Below are 22,899 nucleotides of genomic sequence, written 5' to 3' on the forward strand. Positions count from 1 at the left end.
CCCGCTCAACGGGTGGGCCGTCGGGCTGACGCTGCCGGCGGGCGCGAGCCTGGTCAACACCTGGAACGCCCAGCCGAGCGGCACCAGCGGGGCGCTGACCTTCCGCAACGTCGCCTACAACGGCCAGGTCGGCGCGGGCGGCAGCACCGAGTTCGGTTTCCAGGGATCGGGCACCGCCCCCTCCGGCGCCCCCACCTGCACCGCGGGCTGACCGACCCGGGCCCGGCGCGGGGTGCCGCCGCGCCGGGCCACCCGCGCCGCCGGGGGTACGCGCACCGGCGCGTGCCCCCGGCGCTCAGTCCTCCGGTTCCGGGCCGAGCAGCCGGATCTCCTCGATGTCGATGGCCGACTGGAGCTGCCGCAGCACCACGTCGTCGATCTGGTTGGTATTGCGCAGCCGGGTGACCTCCTGCCGCTTGCGGTCCAGCACGCCGAGGCGCAACCGCCGGGCCATCTCGCGCTCCTCGTCGAGCTCGTCGCTGCGCGGGGAGCGGACGTCCGCGAGGTGGCCCTGATAGTCGGCGCGGAGCCGGTCGACGGTGTCCGGGGAGGCGCCGAGCTCGGCGGCGACCTGGGGCAGCGCGTCCAGGGCGGCCTCGGTGGCCCGGATCCGGGCCCAGCGCACCTCGTCCTCCCGTTCCTGGTCCCCCGTCAGACCGGCCCAGCCGACCACGGCCGGCAGGGTGGTGCCCTGCACCAGCATGATCAGCACGATCACCACCACGGTGACGAAGATGATCAGGTCGCGTTCGTGCACGGGAGTCCCGGCGTGCGTGGTGACCGGGACGGCCAGCGCGGCGGCGAGCGAGACCGCGCCCCGGAACCCGGCCCAGCCGGCGGCGGTGCGGACCCGGGCGTCGAAGCGGCGGGCGCGGCGGGACTCCCGGCGGTCCAGGCCCTGCAACCCGGCCACCGACAGGTGCACCCAGATCATGCGGGTGGCCGTCACGACCAGGACGATCAGCACCGCGATGCCGAACGACTCCAGCGGCGAGTGGCTGGTGATGCTGCGCAGCGACCGGGGCACCTGCATGCCCAGCAGCACGAAGAGGCTGCCGTTGATCATGAAGGTGGAGAGGTCCCAGAACGCGTAGGCGGTGATCCGGGAGCGGGCCCGGATCACCCGGGGCCCCGCGTAGGAGAGCACCAGACCGGCCACGACGACCCCGAGCACCCCGCTGGCGTGCACCGCGTCGGCGAGCAGGAAGGCGACGAACGGGGTGAGGATGCTCAGCCCGCCCTCCCGCATCGGGTCGTCGACGTGCTTGCGGATGAGGACGACCACGCCGCCGACGAGCAGGCCCGACAGGACTCCCCCGACGGCCTTGCCGACGAACTGACCGCCCAGCTCGAGCGCGTTGGGCACCGCCCCGCCGGCGATCACCCCGACGGCCACCGCGAAGAGCACCAGCGCCGTGCCGTCGTTGACCAGGCTCTCCGTGCGCAGCGTGGTGAGGATGCCACGGGGCATCCGCTTGGCCAGGCCGGCCACGGCGGCGGCGTCGGTGGGCGCGAGCACCGCGCCGAGCACCCAGGCGGCGGCCGGCTCGACGCCGAGCGCCTGCGCCACGTACGCCACGACGACCATCGTGAGGATCACCAGCGCGACGGCGAGCAGGGAGATCACCACGAGATTGGCCCGGATCTCGCGGAGGCTGATGACCAGGCTCTCCCGGTAGAGGATCGCCGGGAGGAAGAGCAGCAGCACCACCTCGGGTTCGAGGATCACGTTGTCGAACGGCGGCAGCAGGCCCAGCCCCGCGCCCATGGCGATGAGCAGCACGGGCGGCGCCACGCTGTAGCGGCCGCCGATGGTGGTGCCGATGAGCACGGTCGCGCCGAGCACCGTGATCAGCACGAGTGCGCTCACGCCGTACCCCCGTCAGTGTCCGCCGGATCCCACGGTGCCGCACCGCCGGGGGACGGTGGGGTGGAACGGCCGATCGCTACTCGAAGCGGGACGGGTCGCCGGCGCCGCGGCGCAGGATCTCCGGTTCCGGCCCGGACAGGTCGACCACGGTGGTCGGCTCCAGGCCGCAGTCCCCCGCGTCGACCACGGCGTCCACCAGGTGGTCGAGCCGTTCCTTGATCTCCCAGCCCTGGGTCAGCGGCTCCTCCTCGCCGGGGAGCAGCAGGGTGCTGGAGAGCAGCGGCTCGCCGAGCTCGGCCAGCAGCGCCTGGGTCACCGTGTGCTTCGGTACGCGGACCCCGACGGCCCGCCGCCGCGGGTCCTGGAGGCGGCGGGGCACCTCGGCGGTGGCCGGCAGGATGAACGTGTAGCTGCCCGGGATGGCGGCCTTGACCTGGCGGAAGACCGCGTTGCTGAGCTTGACGAACTGGCCGAGCTGGGCGAAGTCGGCGCACACCAGGGTGAACGGGTGCCGCTCGTCGAGGCGGCGGATCTCCCGGATCCGCTGGACCCCGGCCCGGTTGCCGAGCTGGCAGCCGAGGGCGTAGCAGGAGTCCGTCGGGTAGGCGATCAGGCCGTCGTCGCGGAGCAGGTCCACGACCTGCCGGAGCACCCGGGGCTGGGGATTGTCCGGGTGCAGGTCGTAGTACCTCGCCACGTCGATCAGCCTATGCCGCCGGCCGGTCGGAGGCGAACGTGGAAGTTCCAGCGTGACCAGGTTTGGCGTACGAACGTTCTGGAAACAGAGGGGCGGCTCAAAGAGGGGGGACCTGAACATGTCCGAAGCCAGCACAGAGCGCGCCGACCGTCCGGCCGAGGTGACCGATCCGCTGTTGTGGGGCCTGTCCGCCGCGGTCGCCGACGCCCACCAGCCCGACGAGGAAGGGGCCTGCGCCAGCCCGAGCTGCGTCGGGGCGGCCTGGCCCTGCGCCGCCTGGAACACCGCCCAGGAGGGGCTGCGCGCCGCGCGGGCCCCGCAGTCCGTGCCGCATGCCGGGGAGCCTGCCGCCGACGAGCCGTCGATGCGGTGGTCCACCGACGCGGTGCCGGCCACGCCCGCCCAGCCGCTCGCCGTCACCGCCGCCTGAGGGGCACCTCCGCGGGTCGCTCGACCCGGCGGTGCCAGGGCAAACGTGCACCACGTCCCGGGGATGCGCCGTACCGTCGGTGAGACGGCCGGCGCACCCCTCGGTGCGTGCGTCGCCGACCCGCCCGCGCGGTACGCCGGCACGCGTCCGCCGCGCCGCGTGCCCCGCCGCACCCCCGGAGGTGAGCCCCGTTGGCGTCCGTCCCGGCGGTCCGCACCCTCGGCGTGGAGGAGGAGTACCTGCTCCTGGATCCGGTGACCGGGCAGAGCCTGCCGGTGGCCGACCGGGTGCTCGCCGCGCTCGCCGGCACCAGCCGGGAGCAGAGCCGGCAGGAGTTCCGGCACAGCATGGTGGAGATGGTGACGCCGATCTGCACCGGCCTGGCCGAGCTGCGGGAACACCTCGTGATGCTCCGCCGGGCCGCCGCCGAGGCGGCCGAGGCGGCGGGGGCGCGGCTGGTGGCGGTCGCGGCGACGCCGGTGTGCGAGCCGCACCGCTCGGTGCCGGACAAGGACCGCTACCGTGCCATGTCGCACCGGTTCGGGCCGGTCGCGCACGATCCGGCCGTCTGCGGCTGCCACGTCCACGTCGGGGTGCCGGACCGGGAACTCGCCGTGCAGGTGTGCAACCACCTGCGGCCCTGGCTGCCGGTGGTGCAGGCGCTCACCACCAACTCCCCGCTGCACGACGGGCGGGACACCGGACACGCGAGCTGGCGCGCCATCCAGTTCGACCGCTGGCCGAGCGTCGGGCCGACCCCGCACTTCGACTCCGCCGCCGACTACGACCGGACGGTCCGGGACCTCGTCGGCGCCGGCATCATGCTGGACGCCCAGATGGTCTACTGGTACGCCCGCCCGTCCGTCGCCTACCCGACCGTGGAGATCCGGGTGGGCGACGTCTGCCCGACGGTCGACGACACGGTGCTGGTCGCCGCCCTGCTGCGGGCCCTGGTCGACACGACGATCGACGACGTGCGCGCCGGGCGCGCGGCGCCCCGGATCCGGAACTGCCTGGTGGCTGCCGCGCACTGGCGCGCCGCCCACGACGGGGTGGACGGGGTCCTGGTCGACCTGCGCGCGGGCGGCTCCCGACCGGCCTGGGAGCTGATCGACGACCTCGTCGCCACCGTGACTCCCGCGCTGGCCCGCCACGGCGACCTGGACGTGGTGCACCACCAGCTCGACCGGCTGCGTCGCGACGGCAGCGGGGCGACCCGGCAGCGGCGGATCCTCGCCGACACCGACGGGGACGTCCGGGCGGTCCTGGACGAGCTGGCCGCCCGTACCCTCGACGCCTGAGCCGCCGGTGCTCAGACGGGCGGGATGCCCGACCGACCGATCCGGGCCAGGTCGGGTTCTCCGTCGACGGTGCGGCTGGGCGGCGCCCCGGCCGGCTCGGTCGTCCCGGCCGGCTCGGTCGGTTCGGTCCGGTCCTCGATCGCGGCACCGCCGATCTCGCGCATCATGTCCGCGACGACGGCCAGCGCCGCGGCCTTGTCGGCGTACTGCCGCCCGGTGGCGATGACCTGGCCGTCGTCGCCCAGCAGGGTGAACCCGTAGGTGCCGGTGTCGACGGCGGCGGCGATGAGGAACTTCATCCGCCCCACTTACCCGGCGCGGCGGCGGAGACACCCGGCGGTCAGTCGATGCCGTGCGACTGCAGCCACAGCTCCAGCAGCCCGAGCTGCCAGAGCTTGTTGCTCCCGGCGGCGGCCTGCGCGCGGTCCGGCTCGGCGAGCAGCTCCGCCACGTACGCCGGGCGGAACAGCTCCCGCCGCCGGGCGGCCGGCGCGGCGAGCGCCTCGGCGACCAGCTCGCGGACCGGGCCGTCGACGTTGCGCAGCGCCGGGACCGGGAAGTAGCCCTTGGGCCGGTCGATCACCTCGGCCGGCAGCACCGACCGGGCCACCTCCTTGAGCACGCCCTTGCCGCCCTGGGAGGTCTTGTGCTCGGGCGGGCAGGCGGCGGCCAGCGTGACCAGGTCCTGGTCGAGGAAGGGGGTACGCACCTCCAGCCCCCAGGCCATGCTCATGCTGTCGACCCGTTTGACCGGGTCGTCGGGGAGCATCAGGTGGGTGTCCAGGCGCAGCACGGCGTCCAGCCCGGTCTCGGCGCCGGGAGCGGCCAGGTGCGCCGCCAGCACCTCCCGGCTGGCGTCGTGGGGGCAGGCGTGGGCCGGGCCCACCACCCGGGCCAGCTCGGCGTGCGTACGGTCGAAGAAGGCGTCGGCGAAGGCCTCGGCCACCGCGTCCCGCGGCACGTCGGCGAGGGGCTGGTGGTAGCCGTAGCCGGCGAAGACCTCGTCGGCGCCCTGGCCGGACTGCGCCACCTTGACGTGCCGGGCGACCTGCTCGGAGAGCAGGTGGAAGGCGACGACGTCGTGACTGCCCATCGGCTCGGTCATCGCGGTCACGGCGCGGCGGACCGCCGGGACGAGGTCGTCGTCGGCGAGCCGGATCCGGTGGTGGTCGGTGTCGAAGGCGGCCGCGACCAGATCCGAGTAGTGGAACTCGTCGCCCGCCTCGCCGTCGCGGCCGCTGAAGCCGATGCTGAAGGTCTGCAGGTGGTGCTGGCCGGCCTCGGCGAGCAGGGCGACGATCATGCTGGAGTCGAGCCCGCCGGAGAGCAGCACCCCGACGGGCACGTCGGCCACCAGGCGCCGCCGCACGGCGGTCCGCAGGGCGTCCCCGACGGCCGCCGTCCAGTCCTCGGCGGTCCGGTCGGCGTGCGCCGGGTCGCGGAGGTAGTCGGGCTGCCAGTAGACCCGCTCGCGGGAGCGGCCGTCGGCCTCGACGATCCGCAGGGTGGCCGGTGGCAGCTTGCGCACCCCGCGCAGGATGGTGCGCGGCGCGGGCACGATCGAGTGCCAGGACAGGTAGTGGTGCAGGGCCACCGGGTCGATGTCGGTGTCCACCCCGCCGGCCCGCAGCAGCGCCGGCAGCGTGGAGGCGAACCGCAGCCGGCCGGGCGACTCGGCCAGGTAGAGGGGCTTGATGCCGAGCCGGTCCCGGGCCAGGACGAGACGGTCGCGCCGGTGGTCGACCAGCGCCACCGCGAACATCCCCACCAGGTGCTCGACGAAGCGCTCGCCCCACTGCGCGTACGCCACGAGGACCACCTCGGTGTCCCCCGTGGAGCGGAAGGTGTGGCCGGCGGAGATCAGCTCCTCGCGCAGCTCCGGGTAGTTGTAGACGCATCCGTTGAAGACGAGCGTCAGCCCGAGGTCGTCCCGGGCCATGGGCTGCGCCGCCGCCTCCGACAGGTCGATCACGGTCAACCGGCGGTGTCCGAGTGTCACCCATCCCTCGGGCCGCAGCCCCTCGCCGTCCGGCCCGCGCGAGCGCATGGCCCCGGTCATCCGCTCGACCGCGGCGGCGTCCGGCCGCGAGCCGTCGAAGCGTGCCTCACCGCTGATGCCGCACATCGTGGCCGCGACTACCCGACGCGGCACTCGGGAAACCCGCTGCGCTGGTCAACGGGCCACCGGGCAGCGGACGGACGCCCCGCGAGAGGGCTCCCCGCCGTCATCAGACATTGACGAGTACGTAACCGGAACCTAACCTCGCTCCTCAAGAGAGCGCTCTCACGCCCCGTTCCACCACCCCGCTCCCTCGTCGTGAAGGGAACCGTCATGACACTCCCCCTCCGGGGCCGCTCCCCCGGTGACCACCGACCGGCGGGCCCCGTCCCGCACCGAGCCGGCCGGCGCGCGCTCGCCCTCGCCAGCGTCTCCGTCCTCGCGGCCGGCGTGCTCGGCGTCGTGGTCGCCGGCGCCGGCACCGCCGCCGCCGGCACGGTCGGTGCAGGCAGCTGGTCCGAGACGCTGCCCGCCGGCGCCGCGCTGCCCAAGGGCTGCGGCGACATCAGCACCAACCCCCGGCTCTTCGCCACCGCCGACGCCCCGAAGGGCGCGATCCCGACCAACGACTGGTGGTCGTCGCTGATCTGGAAGCGCAACAACTGCGCCACCAGTGAGAACCTCCAGGCCCACCCGCTGGCGTACCACGCGGAGACCAACGGGCTCGGCCTGTCCTACACCACCACGCCGGCGATCAGCGGCACCGCCACCGGCGTCGGCGAGTACCACTTCCCCTACACCGAGGACGTCCGGGTCGGGGTGGCCGGGCTCGCCGCGCCGGTGGTCAGGGCCGCCAACTGGACGGACTGGACGGTCACCGCCGACTGGAGCGACGGGGCACGCACCATGCGCGCCACCATCGGGCACGGCCTGCCGTTCAGCTACTACACGGTCGGCGGCGGCGCCGCGCAGCTCACCGCCGCCGCCACGCCGACCGTGTGGAGCAACTCCGGCTCGACCATCGGCTTCACCGTCCGCGGCCACGACTACGTCGCGTACGCGCCGACCGGTGCGACGTGGAGCGTCAACGGCGCCGGCATCAGCTCCACCCTGGCCGGCAAGGGCTACTTCTCGGTGGCGGTGCTCCCCGGCGGCGCCGACCGGTCCGCCCTCGCCACCGAGTACGGCCGGTACGCCCACGCGCACGTCACCGGCACCCGGATGAGCTACGCCTACGACCCGGCGACCGGCGCGGTGCGCACCACCTACGCCGTCACCACCACCCCGCGCGAGGGCACCGAGACCAGGACCGTGCTGGCGCTCTACCCGCACCAGTGGCGCAGCCTGACCGGCGCGACCCCGATCACCCCGAGCTACGTCTCGGCGCGCGGCGCGATGCGGATCCTCACCGGCGTCTCGTCCTTCACCACCGGCATGAGGTTCACCGGGGTGCTGCCGGAGGTGCCGGCGGTGGGCGATGCCACCGGGGCGGACCTGAGCACGATCACCGGCTACCTCAACGCCGAACTGGCCAACCCCGAGGGCGTCAGCGGCCGGGACACCTACTGGGCCGGCAAGGGCCTCGGGCGGGCCGCCCGGATCGCCGAGATCGCCGACCAGCTCGGCCTCACCGCGGTCCGCGACGCGGCGGTCGCCGCCATGAAGGCCCGGCTGACCAACTGGCTCACCGCCGGCGCCGGCGAGACCGGCCAGCTGTTCCACTACGACCGGAACTGGGGCACGCTCATCGGCTACCCCGCCTCGTACGGCTCCGACGAGGACCTGAACGACCACCACTTCCACTACGGCTACTTCGTCGCCGCGGCCGCCACCGTCGCCAAGTTCGACCCGGCCTGGGCCGACGACTCCCGGTACGGCGGCATGGTCGACCTGCTCATCCGCGACGCCAACAACTACGACCGCGCCGACACCCGCTTCCCCTACCTGCGCGACTTCGACATCTACGCCGGCCACGACTGGGCCTCCGGCCTGGCACCCTTCGCCGCCGGCAACAACCAGGAGTCCTCCTCGGAGGGGATGAACTTCGCCAACGCCCTGATCCAGTGGGGACAGGCGACCGGCGACATCGCCGTCCGCGACGCCGGGGTCTTCATCTGGACCACCCAGGCCGCGGCGATCGCCGAGTACTGGTTCGACGTGCACGACGAGAACTTCCCGGCCGGCTTCGCCCATCGGACCGTCGGCATGGTGTGGGGCGACGGCGGTTCCTACGCCACCTGGTTCTCCGCCGAGCCCGAGATGATCCAGGGCATCAACATGCTGCCGATCACCGGCGGCCACCTCTACCTCGGCGACGACCCGGCGTACGTGCGGGCCAACTACGCCGAGCTGGTCACCAACAACGGGGGCCCGCCGACCGTCTGGCAGGACGTGCTCTGGGAGTTCCTCGCCCTCGGCGACGGCGACCAGGCGCTGGCGAACCTCCGGGCGAACGGCGGCTTCACGAGCGAGGAGGGCGAGAGCCGGGCGCACACCTTCCACTGGATCCGCAACCTGGCCGCACTGGGCACGGTGGACACCTCGGTGACCGCCGACCACCCGCTCGCGAAGGTGTTCCGCAAGGGCACGGCCCGCACGTACGTGGCCTCGAACATCACCGCCCAGCCGCGGACCGTGACCTTCTCCGACGGCACCCGGCTGGCCGTGCCGGCCGGGAGGACCGCCACGTCCGGCGCGTACAGCTGGAGCGGAGGCGCCGCCACCGGCGGCGTGGTCGTCCCGACCGGACCGCCGCCGACCTCGGCGTCACCCACCCCGACCACGGCGAGCCCCGCACCGACCAGCCCGGGTGCGACCACCACTCCCCCGGTGCTGAGCGCCACCCGGTACCTCGGTGCCGGTGGGACGCTGGGCGGCACGGCCGGGACGGCCGGGACCGTCGCGGTGGCCGCGGCCAACGGCAACCACGACGGCACGCCGACCAACCCGCAGGTCTTCACCGCCACCGGCCTCACCGGCCGGTACGCCGGCGGCCGGACCCGCTTCGACCTGTTCCTCGACGCCGGCACGACCGTCGGGAACGGCACCCAGGTCCGGGTCTCCTACGACCTGACCGGCGACGGCAGCGTCGACCGGGTGGAGACCTACCGGTACTTCGCCACCGACCCCGTCACCGGCTGGGAGCACTACACCGAGGCCAGCGGCCTGCACTCGGCGACGGGCACGCTCGGGGACCTGGCGGGCGGGACGGTGAAGGTCGAGGTGTGGAGCGCCATCGGCGGCGCCGCCACCACCCTCGGCACCGGCAACCGGTCGACGCTCACCCTTCCCTACACCTCCTGACGAGACGGCGCCCCGGCCGACGGCGGCCGGGGCGCCCGCTCAGTCCCAGCGGGTGGCGGTCGCGGCGAACAGGTCCGGGTCGCTGGCCACCGGGATCACGCAGAGCAGGTGACCGCCCGGCGCCCGCAGCACGTGGCAGTCGAGCCAGCGGGATACCGGCGTGGCGCCGAGGCGGACCAGCCGGTCGACCTCGGCGGCCACGTCGTCGGTCTCGATGTCCAGGTGGTGCCGGGGCGCGTCGTCCACCGACTGCACCGCGATGACCAGCCCGGGCACCACGTCGACCAGGTCGGTGAACTGCGGCTCGGCCGGGTCGCTGCGGGTGGGTGCGCCGAGCGCCGCCGACCAGAACCCGGTCGCCGGGCCGGCGGCCTCGCGGGGCGCGTCGACGATCAGCGCGTACAGCCGGGAGCGGTGCATCCACCGAGCCTAACCACGATCGGCGCCGACGGCGGGCTCAGGCCGACGGGCTGACCGCGCGCAGCCAGGCCTGGGCGATCAGCGCGTGGCCGAACGGGGTGGGGTGCACCCCGTCGCGGGTCCACACCCGACCGTCCACACCGGCCGCCTGGAACAGGTCGTCCACCGCCACCAGCGTGGCGCCGAACTCGGCGGCGAGCGTGCGGACCACCTCGACCTTCGGGTCGAGGTCCGCCCGCCAGGCGTGCTGCGCCTCGTCCAGCGGGACGACGAAGGGCTCGACGAGCACCAGCCGGGCGTCCAGCGGCCGGGTGGCCTCGAGCAGGTGCCGGTAGTCACGGGCGAAGTCCGCGGCGCTGGTCGGATCGTCGCGGGTGTAGCGCCGCCAGGTGTCGTTGATGCCGATCAGCACCGACACCACCTGCGGGGCGAGAGCCAGGCAGTCGGTGTCCCAGCGGGCCCGCAGGTCGCGCACCCGGTCTCCGCTGACGCCCCGGTTGAGGAAGGTGGCCCGGTGGTGGGGGTGGCGGGCGGTGAACCAGGCGGAGGCCATCATGGCGTATCCGGTGCCGAGGTCGTCGCCGCAGGACCGGTCCCGGCCGGCGTCGGTGATGCTGTCGCCGATGAAGAGCACCCGGCCGCCACGCGGCACCTCCACCGTCATCCGCCCGTCCCCTTCCCGCGCCACACCGTCTCGATGATCATGCCGCATCCCGGTCGGGCGGGCCGGACGGGTGTCCGGGTCGGCCTGGCGCCGCCGGACGCCGGCCGACCTGCCGGAAAAAACCGCCGTCCGGCTGTTGCGTTCCGCCGCCCGGGAGCGATGACCCAACTGTGGCAGCGCGGCGACCGGAGTGTGAAAACCTTCCCAAGTTGCCCTGCAACGTTGCAATCGGCGCACATCCGATGGTTGACTGCTGCACCATGCCAGAGCCGAAGATCACGGACAGGCCGGTTTTTTCGTGAGAAGCACCGACATCACCCCGCGGCGAGCCACCTGGCGGCAGCGGGCGGCGCGCTGGTTGGATCCGACGGTCGCCCAATGGGACGTCGCACCACCGGAGACCCCCGCACCGCCGCCCCCGGAGGAGCGCGGTCCCGGCCCGTGGCCCGCCGTCTGCGAGCAGTTCGCCCTGCGGATCCTCGCCTCGGCCTACCAGATGGGTGCCCACCTGGAGGCCGTCGAGGCCGACGAGCAGGACCCCGAACGCCTGGAGCGGCTCTACCGCATCGACCACGCGAACACCCGGATCCGACGGCACGCGGAGAACCTCCAGGTGCTGCTGGGCCGCCGGGTCGAGGACGCCGACCCGCAGACGGTCCCCCTGGTCGACGTGGTCCGCGCGGCCTCCTCCGCGGTCGAGCACTACCCGCGCATCCGGCTGGGCCACGTGGTCGAGCTGGCGGTGGTCGAGTTCGCCGCCGACGACGTGATCCGGGTGCTCACCGAGCTGCTGGACAACGCGACCCGGTTCTCCCCGCCCACCGCCCCGGTGACCGTGTCGGCGTTCGTCACCGAGGACGGCGGCGTCCTGCTGCGGGTCGAGGACGCCGGGGTGGGCCTGCACCCCGACCATCTGACGCAGCTCAACGCCCTGCTCAGCGGCCGGCCGGCCACCCCGGTCACCCTCGACCCCGCGGCCCACCTCGGGCTCGCCGTGGTGGCCCACCTGGCCGTCGCCCACCAGCTGCGGGTCACGCTCACCACCCGGCCCGCCGGCGGGACCACCGCGACCGTGGCCGTCCCCGGCGGGTTGCTCTGCGAGATTCCCGCTCCGGGCCCGGCCGCCGCCGCGCCCGCACCGCCGCCGGCCTGGCCACCCGCCACGCGCGGAACCGAACCCTGGAGTACGCCGATGGCCGCGCCCCATGACGGCACCAACGGGCCGACCGTCCGGCTGACCACCCTCGACCGGCCGGCCGGTCGAGGGTGGTCAGCCGGACGGTCGGCCCGTTGGTGCCGTCATGGGGCGCGGCCATCGGCGTACTCCAGGGTTCGGTTCCGCGCGTGGCGGGTGGCCAGGCCGGCGGCGGTGCGGGCGCGGCGGCGGCCGGGCCCGGAGCGGGAATCTCGCAGAGCAACCCGCCGGGGACGGCCACGGTCGCGGTGGTCCCGCCGGCGGGCCGGGTGGTGAGCGTGACCCGCAGCTGGTGGGCGACGGCCAGGTGGGCCACCACGGCGAGCCCGAGGTGGGCCGCGGGGTCGAGGGTGACCGGGGTGGCCGGCCGGCCGCTGAGCAGGGCGTTGAGCTGCGTCAGATGGTCGGGGTGCAGGCCCACCCCGGCGTCCTCGACCCGCAGCAGGACGCCGCCGTCCTCGGTGACGAACGCCGACACGGTCACCGGGGCGGTGGGCGGGGAGAACCGGGTCGCGTTGTCCAGCAGCTCGGTGAGCACCCGGATCACGTCGTCGGCGGCGAACTCGACCACCGCCAGCTCGACCACGTGGCCCAGCCGGATGCGCGGGTAGTGCTCGACCGCGGAGGAGGCCGCGCGGACCACGTCGACCAGGGGGACCGTCTGCGGGTCGGCGTCCTCGACCCGGCGGCCCAGCAGCACCTGGAGGTTCTCCGCGTGCCGTCGGATCCGGGTGTTCGCGTGGTCGATGCGGTAGAGCCGCTCCAGGCGTTCGGGGTCCTGCTCGTCGGCCTCGACGGCCTCCAGGTGGGCACCCATCTGGTAGGCCGAGGCGAGGATCCGCAGGGCGAACTGCTCGCAGACGGCGGGCCACGGGCCGGGACCGCGCTCCTCCGGGGGCGGCGGTGCGGGGGTCTCCGGTGGTGCGACGTCCCATTGGGCGACCGTCGGATCCAACCAGCGCGCCGCCCGCTGCCGCCAGGTGGCTCGCCGCGGGGTGATGTCGGTGCTTCTCACGAAAAAACCGGCCTGTCCGTGATCTTCGGCTCTGGCATGGTGCAGCAGTCAACCATCGGATGTGCGCCGATTGCAACGTTGCAGGGCAACTTGGGAAGGTTTTCACACTCCGGTCGCCGCGCTGCCACAGTTGGGTCATCGCTCCCGGGCGGCGGAACGCAACAGCCGGACGGCGGTTTTTTCCGGCAGGTCGGCCGGCGTCCGGCGGCGCCAGGCCGACCCGGACACCCGTCCGGCCCGCCCGACCGGGATGCGGCATGATCATCGAGACGGTGTGGCGCGGGAAGGGGACGGGCGGATGACGGTGGAGGTGCCGCGTGGCGGCCGGGTGCTCTTCATCGGCGACAGCATCACCGACGCCGGCCGGGACCGGTCCTGCGGCGACGACCTCGGCACCGGATACGCCATGATGGCCTCCGCCTGGTTCACCGCCCGCCACCCCCACCACCGGGCCACCTTCCTCAACCGGGGCGTCAGCGGAGACCGGGTGCGCGACCTGCGGGCCCGCTGGGACACCGACTGCCTGGCTCTCGCCCCGCAGGTGGTGTCGGTGCTGATCGGCATCAACGACACCTGGCGGCGCTACACCCGCGACGATCCGACCAGCGCCGCGGACTTCGCCCGTGACTACCGGCACCTGCTCGAGGCCACCCGGCCGCTGGACGCCCGGCTGGTGCTCGTCGAGCCCTTCGTCGTCCCGCTGGACGAGGCGCAGCACGCCTGGCGGGCGGACCTCGACCCGAAGGTCGAGGTGGTCCGCACGCTCGCCGCCGAGTTCGGCGCCACGCTGGTGGCGGTGGACGACCTGTTCCAGGCGGCCGGTGTGGACGGTCGGGTGTGGACCCGCGACGGGGTGCACCCCACCCCGTTCGGCCACGCGCTGATCGCCCAGGCCTGGCTGCGCGCGGTCAGCCCGTCGGCCTGAGCCCGCCGTCGGCGCCGATCGTGGTTAGGCTCGGTGGATGCACCGCTCCCGGCTGTACGCGCTGATCGTCGACGCGCCCCGCGAGGCCGCCGGCCCGGCGACCGGGTTCTGGTCGGCGGCGCTCGGCGCACCCACCCGCAGCGACCCGGCCGAGCCGCAGTTCACCGACCTGGTCGACGTGGTGCCCGGGCTGGTCATCGCGGTGCAGTCGGTGGACGACGCGCCCCGGCACCACCTGGACATCGAGACCGACGACGTGGCCGCCGAGGTCGACCGGCTGGTCCGCCTCGGCGCCACGCCGGTATCCCGCTGGCTCGACTGCCACGTGCTGCGGGCGCCGGGCGGTCACCTGCTCTGCGTGATCCCGGTGGCCAGCGACCCGGACCTGTTCGCCGCGACCGCCACCCGCTGGGACTGAGCGGGCGCCCCGGCCGCCGTCGGCCGGGGCGCCGTCTCGTCAGGAGGTGTAGGGAAGGGTGAGCGTCGACCGGTTGCCGGTGCCGAGGGTGGTGGCGGCGCCGCCGATGGCGCTCCACACCTCGACCTTCACCGTCCCGCCCGCCAGGTCCCCGAGCGTGCCCGTCGCCGAGTGCAGGCCGCTGGCCTCGGTGTAGTGCTCCCAGCCGGTGACGGGGTCGGTGGCGAAGTACCGGTAGGTCTCCACCCGGTCGACGCTGCCGTCGCCGGTCAGGTCGTAGGAGACCCGGACCTGGGTGCCGTTCCCGACGGTCGTGCCGGCGTCGAGGAACAGGTCGAAGCGGGTCCGGCCGCCGGCGTACCGGCCGGTGAGGCCGGTGGCGGTGAAGACCTGCGGGTTGGTCGGCGTGCCGTCGTGGTTGCCGTTGGCCGCGGCCACCGCGACGGTCCCGGCCGTCCCGGCCGTGCCGCCCAGCGTCCCACCGGCACCGAGGTACCGGGTGGCGCTCAGCACCGGGGGAGTGGTGGTCGCACCCGGGCTGGTCGGTGCGGGGCTCGCCGTGGTCGGGGTGGGTGACGCCGAGGTCGGCGGCGGTCCGGTCGGGACGACCACGCCGCCGGTGGCGGCGCCTCCGCTCCAGCTGTACGCGCCGGACGTGGCGGTCCTCCCGGCCGGCACGGCCAGCCGGGTGCCGTCGGAGAAGGTCACGGTCCGCGGCTGGGCGGTGATGTTCGAGGCCACGTACGTGCGGGCCGTGCCCTTGCGGAACACCTTCGCGAGCGGGTGGTCGGCGGTCACCGAGGTGTCCACCGTGCCCAGTGCGGCCAGGTTGCGGATCCAGTGGAAGGTGTGCGCCCGGCTCTCGCCCTCCTCGCTCGTGAAGCCGCCGTTCGCCCGGAGGTTCGCCAGCGCCTGGTCGCCGTCGCCGAGGGCGAGGAACTCCCAGAGCACGTCCTGCCAGACGGTCGGCGGGCCCCCGTTGTTGGTGACCAGCTCGGCGTAGTTGGCCCGCACGTACGCCGGGTCGTCGCCGAGGTAGAGGTGGCCGCCGGTGATCGGCAGCATGTTGATGCCCTGGATCATCTCGGGCTCGGCGGAGAACCAGGTGGCGTAGGAACCGCCGTCGCCCCACACCATGCCGACGGTCCGATGGGCGAAGCCGGCCGGGAAGTTCTCGTCGTGCACGTCGAACCAGTACTCGGCGATCGCCGCGGCCTGGGTGGGCGGCCGGCTCAACCCGACGACCGCCCGCCGGATCGTCGCCGGCTACGCCGAGGCGGCCGGCCTGCCCCGGGTGACGCCGCACGGGCTGCGGCACTCGGCCGCCACCCACCTGCTGGAGGGCGGCGCGGACCTGCGCGCCGTGCAGGAGCTGCTCGGGCACTCCTCACTGGCCAGCACCCAGATCTACACCCACGTCTCGGTCGAGCGGCTGCGGGCGGCGTACCGGCAGGCGCACCCGCGAGCCTGACCGCACCGCGGCAGGGCGTCGGCCCGACGGCAGGCACTCGGGCGGCCGACCACACCGTCGGCCCGACGGCAGGCACGCGGGGGGCCGACCACACCGTCGGCCCGACGGCAGGCACTCGGGCGGCCGACCGCACAGCGGCGCGCCACGGGACGGCCTGGCGCGGCCGACGGGAAGCGGCGGGTTGATGATCCACGGAGGGCTACGATCGGCCGATGACGGTTCCGCGGCCGCCCGAGCCGATCCCCGGGGCTCGGCTGCTCTTCTCCCTCGACCCGTCGGTGAGCCATCTCAACCACGGGTCGTTCGGCGCGGTTCCGATCGCCGTGCAGCGCGCCCAGCAGCGCCTGCGCGACGAGATGGAGGCCAACCCGCTCCGCTTCTTCACCCAGGGCCTGGTCGACCGGATCGCGCACACCAGGCGGCACCTGGCCACGTTCCTCGGCGCGGACCCGGAGGGCACCGCCCTGGTCGGCAACGCCACCACCGGCGCGGCCATCGTGCTCCAGTCGCTGGCGTTGGGTCCCGGCGACGAGGTGCTGACCACCGACCACGGGTACGGAGCGGTGGGCTACTCGGTGGAACGGGAGTGCGCCCGGACCGGCGCCGTCTCCCGGACGCTGCCGGTGCCGTTGACGGCCACCGACGAGGAGATGGTGGAGATCGTCCGGGCCGGCCTGCGTCCCGGGCGGACCAGGCTGCTGATCGTCGACCAGATCACCTCACCGACGGCGCGGCTCTTCCCGACCGCGGCGATCGTCGGGGTGGCCCGGGAGCACGGGATACCGGTGCTGGTCGACGCCGCGCACGCCCCGGGCATGCTGCCGACCACGGTGGCCTCGGTCGGCGCCGACTTCTGGGTCGGCAACCTGCACAAGTGGGCGTACGCGCCGCGGGGCACCGCCGCGCTGGTGGTCGCCGAGCCGTGGCGGGAACGGATCCAGCCTCTGGTCGTCTCCTGGGAGCAGGGCAGCGGGTTCCCCACCCGGGTGGAGTGGCAGGCCACCCTCGACTACACGGGCTGGCTGGCCGCTCCGGTGGGCCTGTTCACCCTGCGCAGCCTCGGCGTGGACCGGGTGCGGGCGCACAACGCGGCGCTGGCCGCGTACGGGCAACGGGTGGTCGGGGATGCGCTCGGGGTGGCGCCGGCAGACCTGCCGGAGCCGGGCGGACCGACGGTCGCCATGCGGCTGATCCCGCTGCCGCCCGGCGTCGCGACCACCATGGACGCGGCCCGGGAGCTGCGCACCCGGATCGCGGACCGGCTCTCGGCCGAGGTGTCGACCGCCGCCTGGAACGGTCGCGGCTACCTGCGCCTGTGCGGGCAGGTCTACAACACCCCCGACGAGTACGACCGGCTCGCCCTCCGGCTGCCCACGCTGCTCGCCCAGGGCTGAGCCCCGCTGGCGGGCGGCGCGTCGAGCGGCAGCAGCCGGACCGGGCCGAGCCCGAGCAGGGCGAGCGGATCGAGGTATTCCTCACCCCGGCGCAGCCCCCAGTGCAGGCACGCCGCCACGGTGCAGGCGGGATGGCCGGCGATCAGCAGGCCGATCGGCGTGCCGGCGGCGACCCGGGCACCGGCCGCCGGCCTGGGGCGGACCGGCTCGTAGGTGGTGCGCAGCCCGTCGGCGTGCCCGACGGTGACCACCGGCCGCCCGGCCACCGTGCCGGCGAAGAGCACCACCCCGGGGCCCGCCGACCGCACCTCGGCGCCCGGGGTGGCGGCCAAGTCCACGCCGCGGTGGCCGGGCAGCCAGGGCTGCGGCGGCGGGTCGAACCGCCGCACGACCCGGGGCGTGCCGGGCAGCGGCCAGCGGAACCGCGCCGCGGGCGCGCCGACCACCGGCGACCCGGGCGAGCCCGGCGGCACCGGACCCGGAGACAACGGCGGCGGCACCGGCATGGCCGGGGCGACGAGCAGCAACGCCACGAGGGCCACGCCGGCCCGGCTCGACAGGATCCACACGCCCCGCACTCTGCCGCCCGGCACCACCTTCCGCGGCCACCGGAAGACCCCCACTGTGGACAGCCGACCGGCTGTGGACGCACCCCCACGTGCGGGACGGATCTGCTATCGGCGCGCGCCCTATGCTGGCCGCGTGACGAAGGACTGGTACGCCTGGCACACCGACTACGACCAGCCGGACTCCTCGCTGTCCCGCCGTCTCGCCGAGGTGCGCGGCCGCGTCGCGGAGGCGCTGGACAGCGCGCCGCCCGGGCCGCTGCGGGCCATCAGCCTCTGCGCCGGCCAGGGGCGCGACCTGATCCCGGTGCTCGCCACCCACCCGCGCGGCCGGGACGTCACGGCCCGCCTGGTGGAGCTGGACCCGCGCAACGCCGAGGTGGCCCGGCACGCCGCCGCCGAGGCGCGGCTGACCGGCGTGGAGGTGGTGGTGGTCGGGGACGCGGCGCTCACCGACCGCTACGCCGATCTCGTGCCGGCGGACCTCGTCCTGGCCTGCGGCATCTTCGGCAACATCACCGACGCCGACATCCGGGCGACCGTGCGGCACTGCGCCTCGCTCTGCGCCACCGGCGGCACGGTCTTCTGGACCCGGCACCGCCGGGAGCCGGACCTGGTGCCCGCCATCTGCGACTGGTTCGCGGAGGAGGGGTTCGCGCCGGTCGCGGTGAGCAGCCCCGCCGACGGGGTGGGGGTGGGCGTGCACCGCCGCACCGGCCCGCCCCGCCCGCTGGAGCCGGGCGCGGCGATGTTCGAGTTCATCGGCTACGACCGCCTCACCCACCCCTGAGCAGGCCGAGGAGCAGAACAATGACCACTGTGGACGACGTCAGCCGGCCCTCCCGGGTCGCCGGGCCGGACGAGGCGATCAGCGCCGAGGAACTCCAGTTGGCCGCGCGCAACCACGGCATCCCGCTGGAGGCGCTGCGCTACGACGTGACTCCGGCCGGGCTGCACTACCTGCTCATCCACTACGACATCCCGGACGTCGACCCGGCGGCGCACGCGCTGACCGTGGGCGGCGCGGTCGAGCGTCCGCTCCGCCTCGACCTGGCGGCGCTGCGGGAGCGGCCCCGGGTCACCCACCGGGTCACCCTGGAGTGCGCCGGGAACGGGCGGGCCCTGCTGCACCCCCGCCCGGTCAGCCAGCCGTGGCTCGTGGAGGCGGTGGGCAACGCCGAGTGGACCGGCACCCCGCTGGCCCCGCTGCTGCGCGAGGCCGGGCTGGCCGCCGACGCGGTGGACGTGGTCTTCACCGGCGCCGACCACGGGGTGGAGCGCGGTGTCGAGCAGGACTACCAGCGGGCGCTGCCGGTGACCGACGCGCTGCGCGAGGAGGTGCTGCTGGCGTACGAGATGAACGGCGCTCCCCTGCTGCCGCAGCACGGCGCGCCGCTGCGCCTCATCGTGCCGGGCTGGTACGGCATGGCGCACGTCAAGTGGCTGCGCGACATCCGGGTGCTGACCGAGCCGTTCGACGGCTACCAGAACGCGGTGGCGTACCGGCTGCGGCAGGACGCCGACGACCCGGGCGTGCCGGTGACCCGCATCGAGCCCCGGGCCCTGGTGCGCCCACCGGGCTTCCCGGACTTCATGTCGCGGACCCGGGTGCTGCGGCCGGGGCCGTGCACCGTGGACGGGCGGGCCTGGTCGGGCCACGCGCCGGTGACGGCCGTGGAGGTGACCTTCGACGGCGGTACGACGTGGGTGCCGGCGACGCTGGACGAGCCCACCGGGGGCGAGTGGGCGTGGCGGCGGTGGCAGGTGTCGTGGCGCGCGACGCCGGGGCGGCACGTGCTCGGCGCCCGGGCGGTCGACGCCTCCGGGCGGACCCAGCCGGTCGAGCAGCCGTGGAACCGGGGTGGGTTCGCGAACAATCTGGTGCAGCGGGTCGAGGTGGTCGTGCTGGCGGAATGATCCGCCTCGGGCGGCGGGCGGGCCGGAGGGCCCGCCGGCCGCTCAGGTCAGGTCGGATCAGCCGCCGAATCCGGAGTCTGCGGGAAGCGAGATGTCGGGCTTTTCGAGCTCTTCCACATTGACGTCCTTGAACGTCATTACCCGGACATTCTTAACGAATCGGGCGGGGCGGTACATGTCCCACACCCAGGCGTCGTGCATCTCGACCTCGAAGTAGACCTCGCCGTCCGAGTTGCGCACGTGCAGGTCGACCTGGTTGGCCAGGTAGAAGCGGCGCTCGGTCTCCACCACGTAGGAGAATTGGCGGACAATGTCGCGGTACTCCCGGTAGAGCTGCAGCTCCATCTCGGTCTCGTACTTCTCGAGATCTTCCGCGCTCATCGCACTCCGCCTTCCATGACCACATCTTCCCCCACCGGCGCCGGAGGTCGCGGCTGCTCGCCCAACGCCACGCCGACGGTACCCCCTGGCGCGCCGGAGCGCTCCATCGGCTCGTCCGGGCCATCGGCGAACGCCTCCTCCGGGGGGCCGAAGAGCGCCTCGTCGGGGCTGCCGGCGGCCGGCCGGCGCGAGCGGGGCGGCCGCCCGTCGCGTCCGGAGACGGTGGCCACGTTCACGTACGAGAAGCGGTGCTCCCGGCACGGCCCCAGCTCGCGCAGCGCGGCGCTGTGCTCCGGCGTGATGTAGCCCTTGTGCTCGGCGAAGCCGTAGCCCGGGTGCCGCTCGTCCAGTTCCACCATGATCCGGTCCCGGGTGACCTTGGCGAGCACGCTCGCCGCCGCCACGCAGGCGGCCACCCGGTCCCCCTTCCACACGGCCAGCCCGGGCACGTCCAGCCCGTCCACGCCGAAGCCGTCGGTCAGCACGTATTCCGGCCGGGTGGTCAGCGAGGCGAGCGCCCGTCGCATGGCGGCCAGGTTGCACACGTGCAGCCCGCGCGCGTCGACCTCCTCGGCGGGAATGACCACCACCGCGTACGCCAGGGCGCGTGCCACCACCTCGTCGTAGACCCGGTCCCGGGCCGCCGGGGTGAGCAGCTTGGAGTCGGCCAGCTCGTCGATCTCACCGCGCCGCCCCTCGGGCAGCACCGCGGCGGCGGCCACCAGCGGCCCGGCGCAGGCGCCCCGGCCGGCCTCGTCGGCGCCGGCCACGTGCCGGAAGCCGCGCCGTTGCAGGGCCCGCTCCAGCGCGTAGAGGCCGCCGTCGCGGCGCACCACGGTGCGCGGAGGCGTCAGCACGCCGCACCACCGTCCCCCGCCGGCGACACACCGGCGCCGAGCGCCCGGGCCAGCACGGCAGGAAGATCGTCGGGGTAGTAGCGCTCGTCGCCGGCGGCCAACTCGTCGGCCGCCCACCAGCGGTGCCGGTGCATGGTCGCCCGCTCGATCTCGTTGAAGCCGGCCGTGTCGACCTCCCAGGTCGGCACCCGGACCAGGAAGAACTCCTGCTCCTGCCGGTACCAGACCCCGTCGAACGGGAACTCGACCGTCTCCGCCCAGACCGGCGCGCCCAGCTCGGCCGGGGCGAGCCGCAGCCCGGTCTCCTCGGCCAGCTCGCGGGCCGCGCCCGCGGCGGGCGTCTCCCCGGGGTCGAGGCCGCCGCCGGGGGTGAACCAGTAGCGGTGGCCCGGCCGGGCCGGATCACTGCCCTCGAACAGCAGCACCCGGTCGGACGCGTCGACGAGCAGCACCCGGGCCGCGCGACGAGGGGTGTAGACGGTCACCGCCCAAGCCTGCCAGACGCCTCCGACGAACGCCCACGCCCTCTGGGGTCAGGGATTGGGGATGCCGTCGAACTGCTCGGGCACGCTGAGCCAGCCCGCCCGGCTGACCGGCCAGAAGATCGTGAAGGCCCGACCGACCACCTGGTCCTCCGGGATGGTGGCCTCGGTGATGTCCTCGCCGGACTGCTGCCAGTGCTCCAGCGAGTCTCCGGAGGCCTCCCGGTGGTCGCCCATCACCCAGAGCCGGCCCTCCGGCACGGTGATGTCGAAGTCCTGGTCGGCGGGCTTGTTGCCGGGGAAGATGAACGGCTCGTCGATCGGCTTGCCGTTGATGATCAGCCGCTCCTGCGGGCCGGTGCGGTCGCAGCAGACCACGTGGTCGCCGCCGACCCCGATCACCCGCTTGATGAAGTCCTCGCCCTCCGGGTTGCCGCTCCACTCGGTGGGCGCCTTGAAGACGACCACCTCACCCCGGTGCGGCGAGCGGAAGTCGTAGACCAGCTTGTTGACCAGCACCCGATCGTCGATCTTGAGGGTGTTCTCCATGGACGGGGACGGGATGAAGAAGGTCTGCAGCACGAAGGCACGAACCAGCACTGCGACCAGGATCGCCACGCCCAGGAGGATGGGCAGCTCCTTCCAGAAGGAGCTGCGTGGCTTCTCGGTCTGCTCGTCAATCACGGGTGGAGCCTACGTCCCCGGCCCCGGCGCGGTCGCCCCGAACGCGCGAGAACGGAGAGGGCGGCCGTGACCGGCAGGATCAGGACGACGCCGCCCACCGGGTCGGGGTCCACCGGGGCCGGCCGGGCCGGCGCGGCGTTGGGTTGCGGCAGGTCGGCGAAGGTCTCCGGCACCGGCAACGTGGTCCACCGCTGGGACGGCCACACGATCATGAAGGCCCGGCCGACCACGTTGTCGATCGGCACCGGACCCTGGCACCGGGCGTCCTGGGAGACCAGCCGGTGGTCGCCCATCACGAAGATCTGCCCCGGCGGCACGACGATCTCGGTGAACTGCCGGGACCGGCACTCCTTCGGGTTCGGCGGCAGCTCGACCGGCGAGTCCTCGGAGACGTACCCCTGCTCGTCCAACGGCACGCCGTTGACGACGACCCGGCCCTTGTCGCAGCACCAGACCTTGTCGCCGGGCACTCCGATGACCCGCTTGATGAAGTCCTTCTCGCCGGGGCGGCTGATGCCGACCAGGTCACCGAGGGTGCGGCCGACCTTGCCGGCGAAGTTGGTCGGCGGCGCCGGGGCCTCCTGGGCGACCCACCGGTCGGTGCCCCGGAAGACCACCACCTCGCCGCGGACCGGGTCGCGGACGTCGTAGACGACCTTGTTGACCAGCACCCGGTCGCCGATGAGCAGGGTGTTCTCCATCGACCCGGACGGGATGAAGAACGCCTGGAGCAGGAAGGTGCGGATCAGCACCGCGAGGCAGAAGGCGACGACGAGGAGGAGCGGCAGTTCCTGCCAGAGCGGCATCTGCCGGCGGGTACGCCGGGCCCGCCGGCGCCACGGGTCGACGGTGCCGTCCTCGTCAAGCATCTGCACCATGCCACTCTCCGGTCCGCGGAAACGACACTACC

24 protein-coding genes and 2 pseudogenes are annotated in these 22,899 nt (G+C 74.2%); 11 read left to right on the plus strand and 15 right to left on the minus strand.

Annotated features, from left to right (window positions below; genetic code table 11):
- A partial coding sequence (locus ACW0Q9_RS03820; protein WP_456178452.1) for a cellulose binding domain-containing protein occupies positions 1 to 211 on the plus strand: 211 nt, incomplete at its 5' end.
- A gap of 84 nt (positions 212 to 295) precedes the next feature.
- Here the strand turns inward: ACW0Q9_RS03820 and ACW0Q9_RS03825 are convergent.
- On the minus strand, positions 296 to 1,870 hold the full coding sequence (locus tag ACW0Q9_RS03825; RefSeq protein ID WP_456178453.1) for a Na+/H+ antiporter: 1,575 nt from the start codon (positions 1,868 to 1,870) through the stop codon (positions 296 to 298).
- A gap of 76 nt (positions 1,871 to 1,946) precedes the next feature.
- Entirely contained in the window at positions 1,947 to 2,567 is a 621-nt protein-coding gene (locus ACW0Q9_RS03830; RefSeq protein WP_456178454.1) for an L-threonylcarbamoyladenylate synthase, read from the minus strand.
- A gap of 118 nt (positions 2,568 to 2,685) precedes the next feature.
- Between ACW0Q9_RS03830 and ACW0Q9_RS03835 the strand changes: the two genes are divergently transcribed.
- Positions 2,686 to 2,997 carry a hypothetical protein gene (locus ACW0Q9_RS03835; protein ID WP_456178455.1) on the plus strand — a complete coding sequence of 104 codons (312 nt, stop codon included), beginning with the start codon at positions 2,686 to 2,688 and terminating at the stop codon, positions 2,995 to 2,997.
- A 191-nt stretch (positions 2,998 to 3,188) separates the two neighbouring features.
- Positions 3,189 to 4,298 (plus strand): carboxylate-amine ligase, encoded by a 1,110-nt coding sequence (locus ACW0Q9_RS03840; RefSeq protein ID WP_456178456.1) that lies wholly within the window; start codon positions 3,189 to 3,191, stop codon positions 4,296 to 4,298.
- A gap of 11 nt (positions 4,299 to 4,309) precedes the next feature.
- Here the strand turns inward: ACW0Q9_RS03840 and ACW0Q9_RS03845 are convergent, their stop codons facing one another.
- Entirely contained in the window at positions 4,310 to 4,597 is a 288-nt protein-coding gene (locus ACW0Q9_RS03845) for a YegP family protein (protein ID WP_456178457.1), read from the minus strand.
- A 41-nt stretch (positions 4,598 to 4,638) separates the two neighbouring features.
- Entirely contained in the window at positions 4,639 to 6,423 is a 1,785-nt protein-coding gene (locus ACW0Q9_RS03850) for an N-acetylglutaminylglutamine amidotransferase (RefSeq protein ID WP_456178497.1), read from the minus strand.
- A 207-nt stretch (positions 6,424 to 6,630) separates the two neighbouring features.
- Here ACW0Q9_RS03850 and ACW0Q9_RS03855 point away from each other — a divergent pair, with 207 nt between their 5' ends.
- Positions 6,631 to 9,600: a glycosyl hydrolase gene (locus ACW0Q9_RS03855; protein WP_456178458.1), complete on the plus strand. Its 2,970-nt coding sequence runs from the start codon at positions 6,631 to 6,633 to the stop codon at positions 9,598 to 9,600.
- 39 nt (positions 9,601 to 9,639) lie between these two features.
- Here ACW0Q9_RS03855 and ACW0Q9_RS03860 read toward each other — a convergent pair whose 3' ends face one another.
- The 3 genes from ACW0Q9_RS03860 to ACW0Q9_RS03870 all read right to left on the minus strand — a co-directional run bounded on the left by ACW0Q9_RS03860 (position 9,640) and on the right by ACW0Q9_RS03870 (position 11,536).
- On the minus strand, positions 9,640 to 10,020 hold the full coding sequence (locus tag ACW0Q9_RS03860) for a VOC family protein (RefSeq protein ID WP_456178459.1): 381 nt from the start codon (positions 10,018 to 10,020) through the stop codon (positions 9,640 to 9,642).
- A gap of 37 nt (positions 10,021 to 10,057) precedes the next feature.
- Positions 10,058 to 10,684 carry an SGNH/GDSL hydrolase family protein gene (locus ACW0Q9_RS03865; RefSeq protein WP_456178460.1) on the minus strand — a complete coding sequence of 209 codons (627 nt, stop codon included), beginning with the start codon at positions 10,682 to 10,684 and terminating at the stop codon, positions 10,058 to 10,060.
- Positions 10,685 to 11,386: 702 nt separating this feature from the next.
- Positions 11,387 to 11,536, minus strand: coding sequence for a hypothetical protein (locus ACW0Q9_RS03870; protein ID WP_456178499.1), 150 nt, complete (start codon positions 11,534 to 11,536; stop codon positions 11,387 to 11,389).
- Here ACW0Q9_RS03870 and ACW0Q9_RS03875 point away from each other — a divergent pair.
- Positions 11,475 to 11,708 (plus strand): annotated as a pseudogene (locus tag ACW0Q9_RS03875) (ATP-binding protein); the annotation flags it as partial. The gene ACW0Q9_RS03870 and the pseudogene ACW0Q9_RS03875 overlap by 62 nt on opposite strands.
- Positions 11,709 to 11,721: 13 nt before the next feature.
- Here the strand turns inward: ACW0Q9_RS03875 and ACW0Q9_RS03880 are convergent.
- On the minus strand, positions 11,722 to 12,894 hold the full coding sequence (locus ACW0Q9_RS03880; protein WP_456178461.1) for a sensor histidine kinase: 1,173 nt from the start codon (positions 12,892 to 12,894) through the stop codon (positions 11,722 to 11,724).
- Positions 12,895 to 13,192: 298 nt separating this feature from the next.
- On the opposite strand from ACW0Q9_RS03880, the gene ACW0Q9_RS03885 reads away from it, so the two are divergent.
- Together ACW0Q9_RS03885 and ACW0Q9_RS03890 are read left to right on the plus strand one after the other, a co-directional pair.
- A complete protein-coding gene (locus ACW0Q9_RS03885) occupies positions 13,193 to 13,819 on the plus strand; it encodes an SGNH/GDSL hydrolase family protein (RefSeq protein WP_456178460.1) in 627 nt (208 codons plus the stop codon).
- Positions 13,820 to 13,856: 37 nt separating this feature from the next.
- A complete protein-coding gene (locus ACW0Q9_RS03890) occupies positions 13,857 to 14,237 on the plus strand; it encodes a VOC family protein (protein WP_456178459.1) in 381 nt (126 codons plus the stop codon).
- A 39-nt stretch (positions 14,238 to 14,276) separates the two neighbouring features.
- Here ACW0Q9_RS03890 and ACW0Q9_RS03895 read toward each other — a convergent pair whose 3' ends face one another.
- A complete protein-coding gene (locus ACW0Q9_RS03895; protein ID WP_456178462.1) occupies positions 14,277 to 15,473 on the minus strand; it encodes a glycosyl hydrolase in 1,197 nt (398 codons plus the stop codon).
- On the opposite strand from ACW0Q9_RS03895, the pseudogene ACW0Q9_RS03900 reads away from it, so the two are divergent.
- Together ACW0Q9_RS03900 and ACW0Q9_RS03905 are read left to right on the plus strand one after the other, a co-directional pair.
- A pseudogene (locus ACW0Q9_RS03900) lies at positions 15,463 to 15,708 on the plus strand (tyrosine-type recombinase/integrase); the annotation flags it as partial. The gene ACW0Q9_RS03895 and the pseudogene ACW0Q9_RS03900 overlap by 11 nt on opposite strands.
- Before the next feature lie 212 nt (positions 15,709 to 15,920).
- Positions 15,921 to 17,102, plus strand: coding sequence for an aminotransferase class V-fold PLP-dependent enzyme (locus ACW0Q9_RS03905; protein WP_456178463.1), 1,182 nt, complete (start codon positions 15,921 to 15,923; stop codon positions 17,100 to 17,102).
- On the opposite strand, the gene ACW0Q9_RS03910 is transcribed toward ACW0Q9_RS03905, so the two are convergent.
- The gene (locus tag ACW0Q9_RS03910) at positions 17,036 to 17,608 is read right to left on the minus strand and encodes a murein hydrolase activator EnvC family protein (protein ID WP_456178498.1); all 573 of its coding nucleotides are present in this window, start codon (positions 17,606 to 17,608) and stop codon (positions 17,036 to 17,038) included. The two genes, ACW0Q9_RS03905 and ACW0Q9_RS03910, sit on opposite strands and share 67 nt — an antisense overlap.
- 196 nt (positions 17,609 to 17,804) lie before the next feature.
- On the opposite strand from ACW0Q9_RS03910, the gene ACW0Q9_RS03915 reads away from it, so the two are divergent.
- Together ACW0Q9_RS03915 and ACW0Q9_RS03920 are read left to right on the plus strand one after the other, a co-directional pair.
- On the plus strand, positions 17,805 to 18,458 hold the full coding sequence (locus tag ACW0Q9_RS03915) for an SAM-dependent methyltransferase (RefSeq protein WP_456178464.1): 654 nt from the start codon (positions 17,805 to 17,807) through the stop codon (positions 18,456 to 18,458).
- A 20-nt stretch (positions 18,459 to 18,478) separates the two neighbouring features.
- Positions 18,479 to 19,585, plus strand: a complete 1,107-nt coding sequence (locus tag ACW0Q9_RS03920; protein WP_456178465.1) for a sulfite oxidase — start codon at positions 18,479 to 18,481, stop codon at positions 19,583 to 19,585.
- Between the two features lie 57 nt (positions 19,586 to 19,642).
- Here the strand turns inward: ACW0Q9_RS03920 and ACW0Q9_RS03925 are convergent, their stop codons facing one another.
- From ACW0Q9_RS03925 to lepB (ACW0Q9_RS03945), 5 genes are read right to left on the minus strand one after another with little or no spacing between them, the layout of a single operon-like run.
- The gene (locus tag ACW0Q9_RS03925) at positions 19,643 to 19,966 is read right to left on the minus strand and encodes a DUF2469 domain-containing protein (protein WP_007075222.1); all 324 of its coding nucleotides are present in this window, start codon (positions 19,964 to 19,966) and stop codon (positions 19,643 to 19,645) included.
- A complete protein-coding gene (locus ACW0Q9_RS03930) occupies positions 19,963 to 20,823 on the minus strand; it encodes a ribonuclease HII (RefSeq protein WP_456178466.1) in 861 nt (286 codons plus the stop codon). The genes ACW0Q9_RS03925 and ACW0Q9_RS03930 overlap by 4 nt, the downstream gene beginning before the upstream one ends.
- Positions 20,817 to 21,308, minus strand: a complete 492-nt coding sequence (locus tag ACW0Q9_RS03935) for an NUDIX hydrolase (protein WP_456178467.1) — start codon at positions 21,306 to 21,308, stop codon at positions 20,817 to 20,819. The genes ACW0Q9_RS03930 and ACW0Q9_RS03935 overlap by 7 nt, the downstream gene beginning before the upstream one ends.
- Before the next feature lie 48 nt (positions 21,309 to 21,356).
- Entirely contained in the window at positions 21,357 to 21,989 is a 633-nt protein-coding gene (gene lepB, locus ACW0Q9_RS03940) for a signal peptidase I (RefSeq protein ID WP_456178468.1), read from the minus strand.
- Entirely contained in the window at positions 21,986 to 22,867 is an 882-nt protein-coding gene (lepB, locus tag ACW0Q9_RS03945; RefSeq protein ID WP_456178469.1) for a signal peptidase I, read from the minus strand. Before lepB (ACW0Q9_RS03945) ends, lepB (ACW0Q9_RS03940) begins: the two co-directional genes overlap by 4 nt.
- Positions 22,868 to 22,899: the final 32 nt, after the last annotated feature.

This window comes from Micromonospora sp. I033 (genome assembly GCF_053890995.1).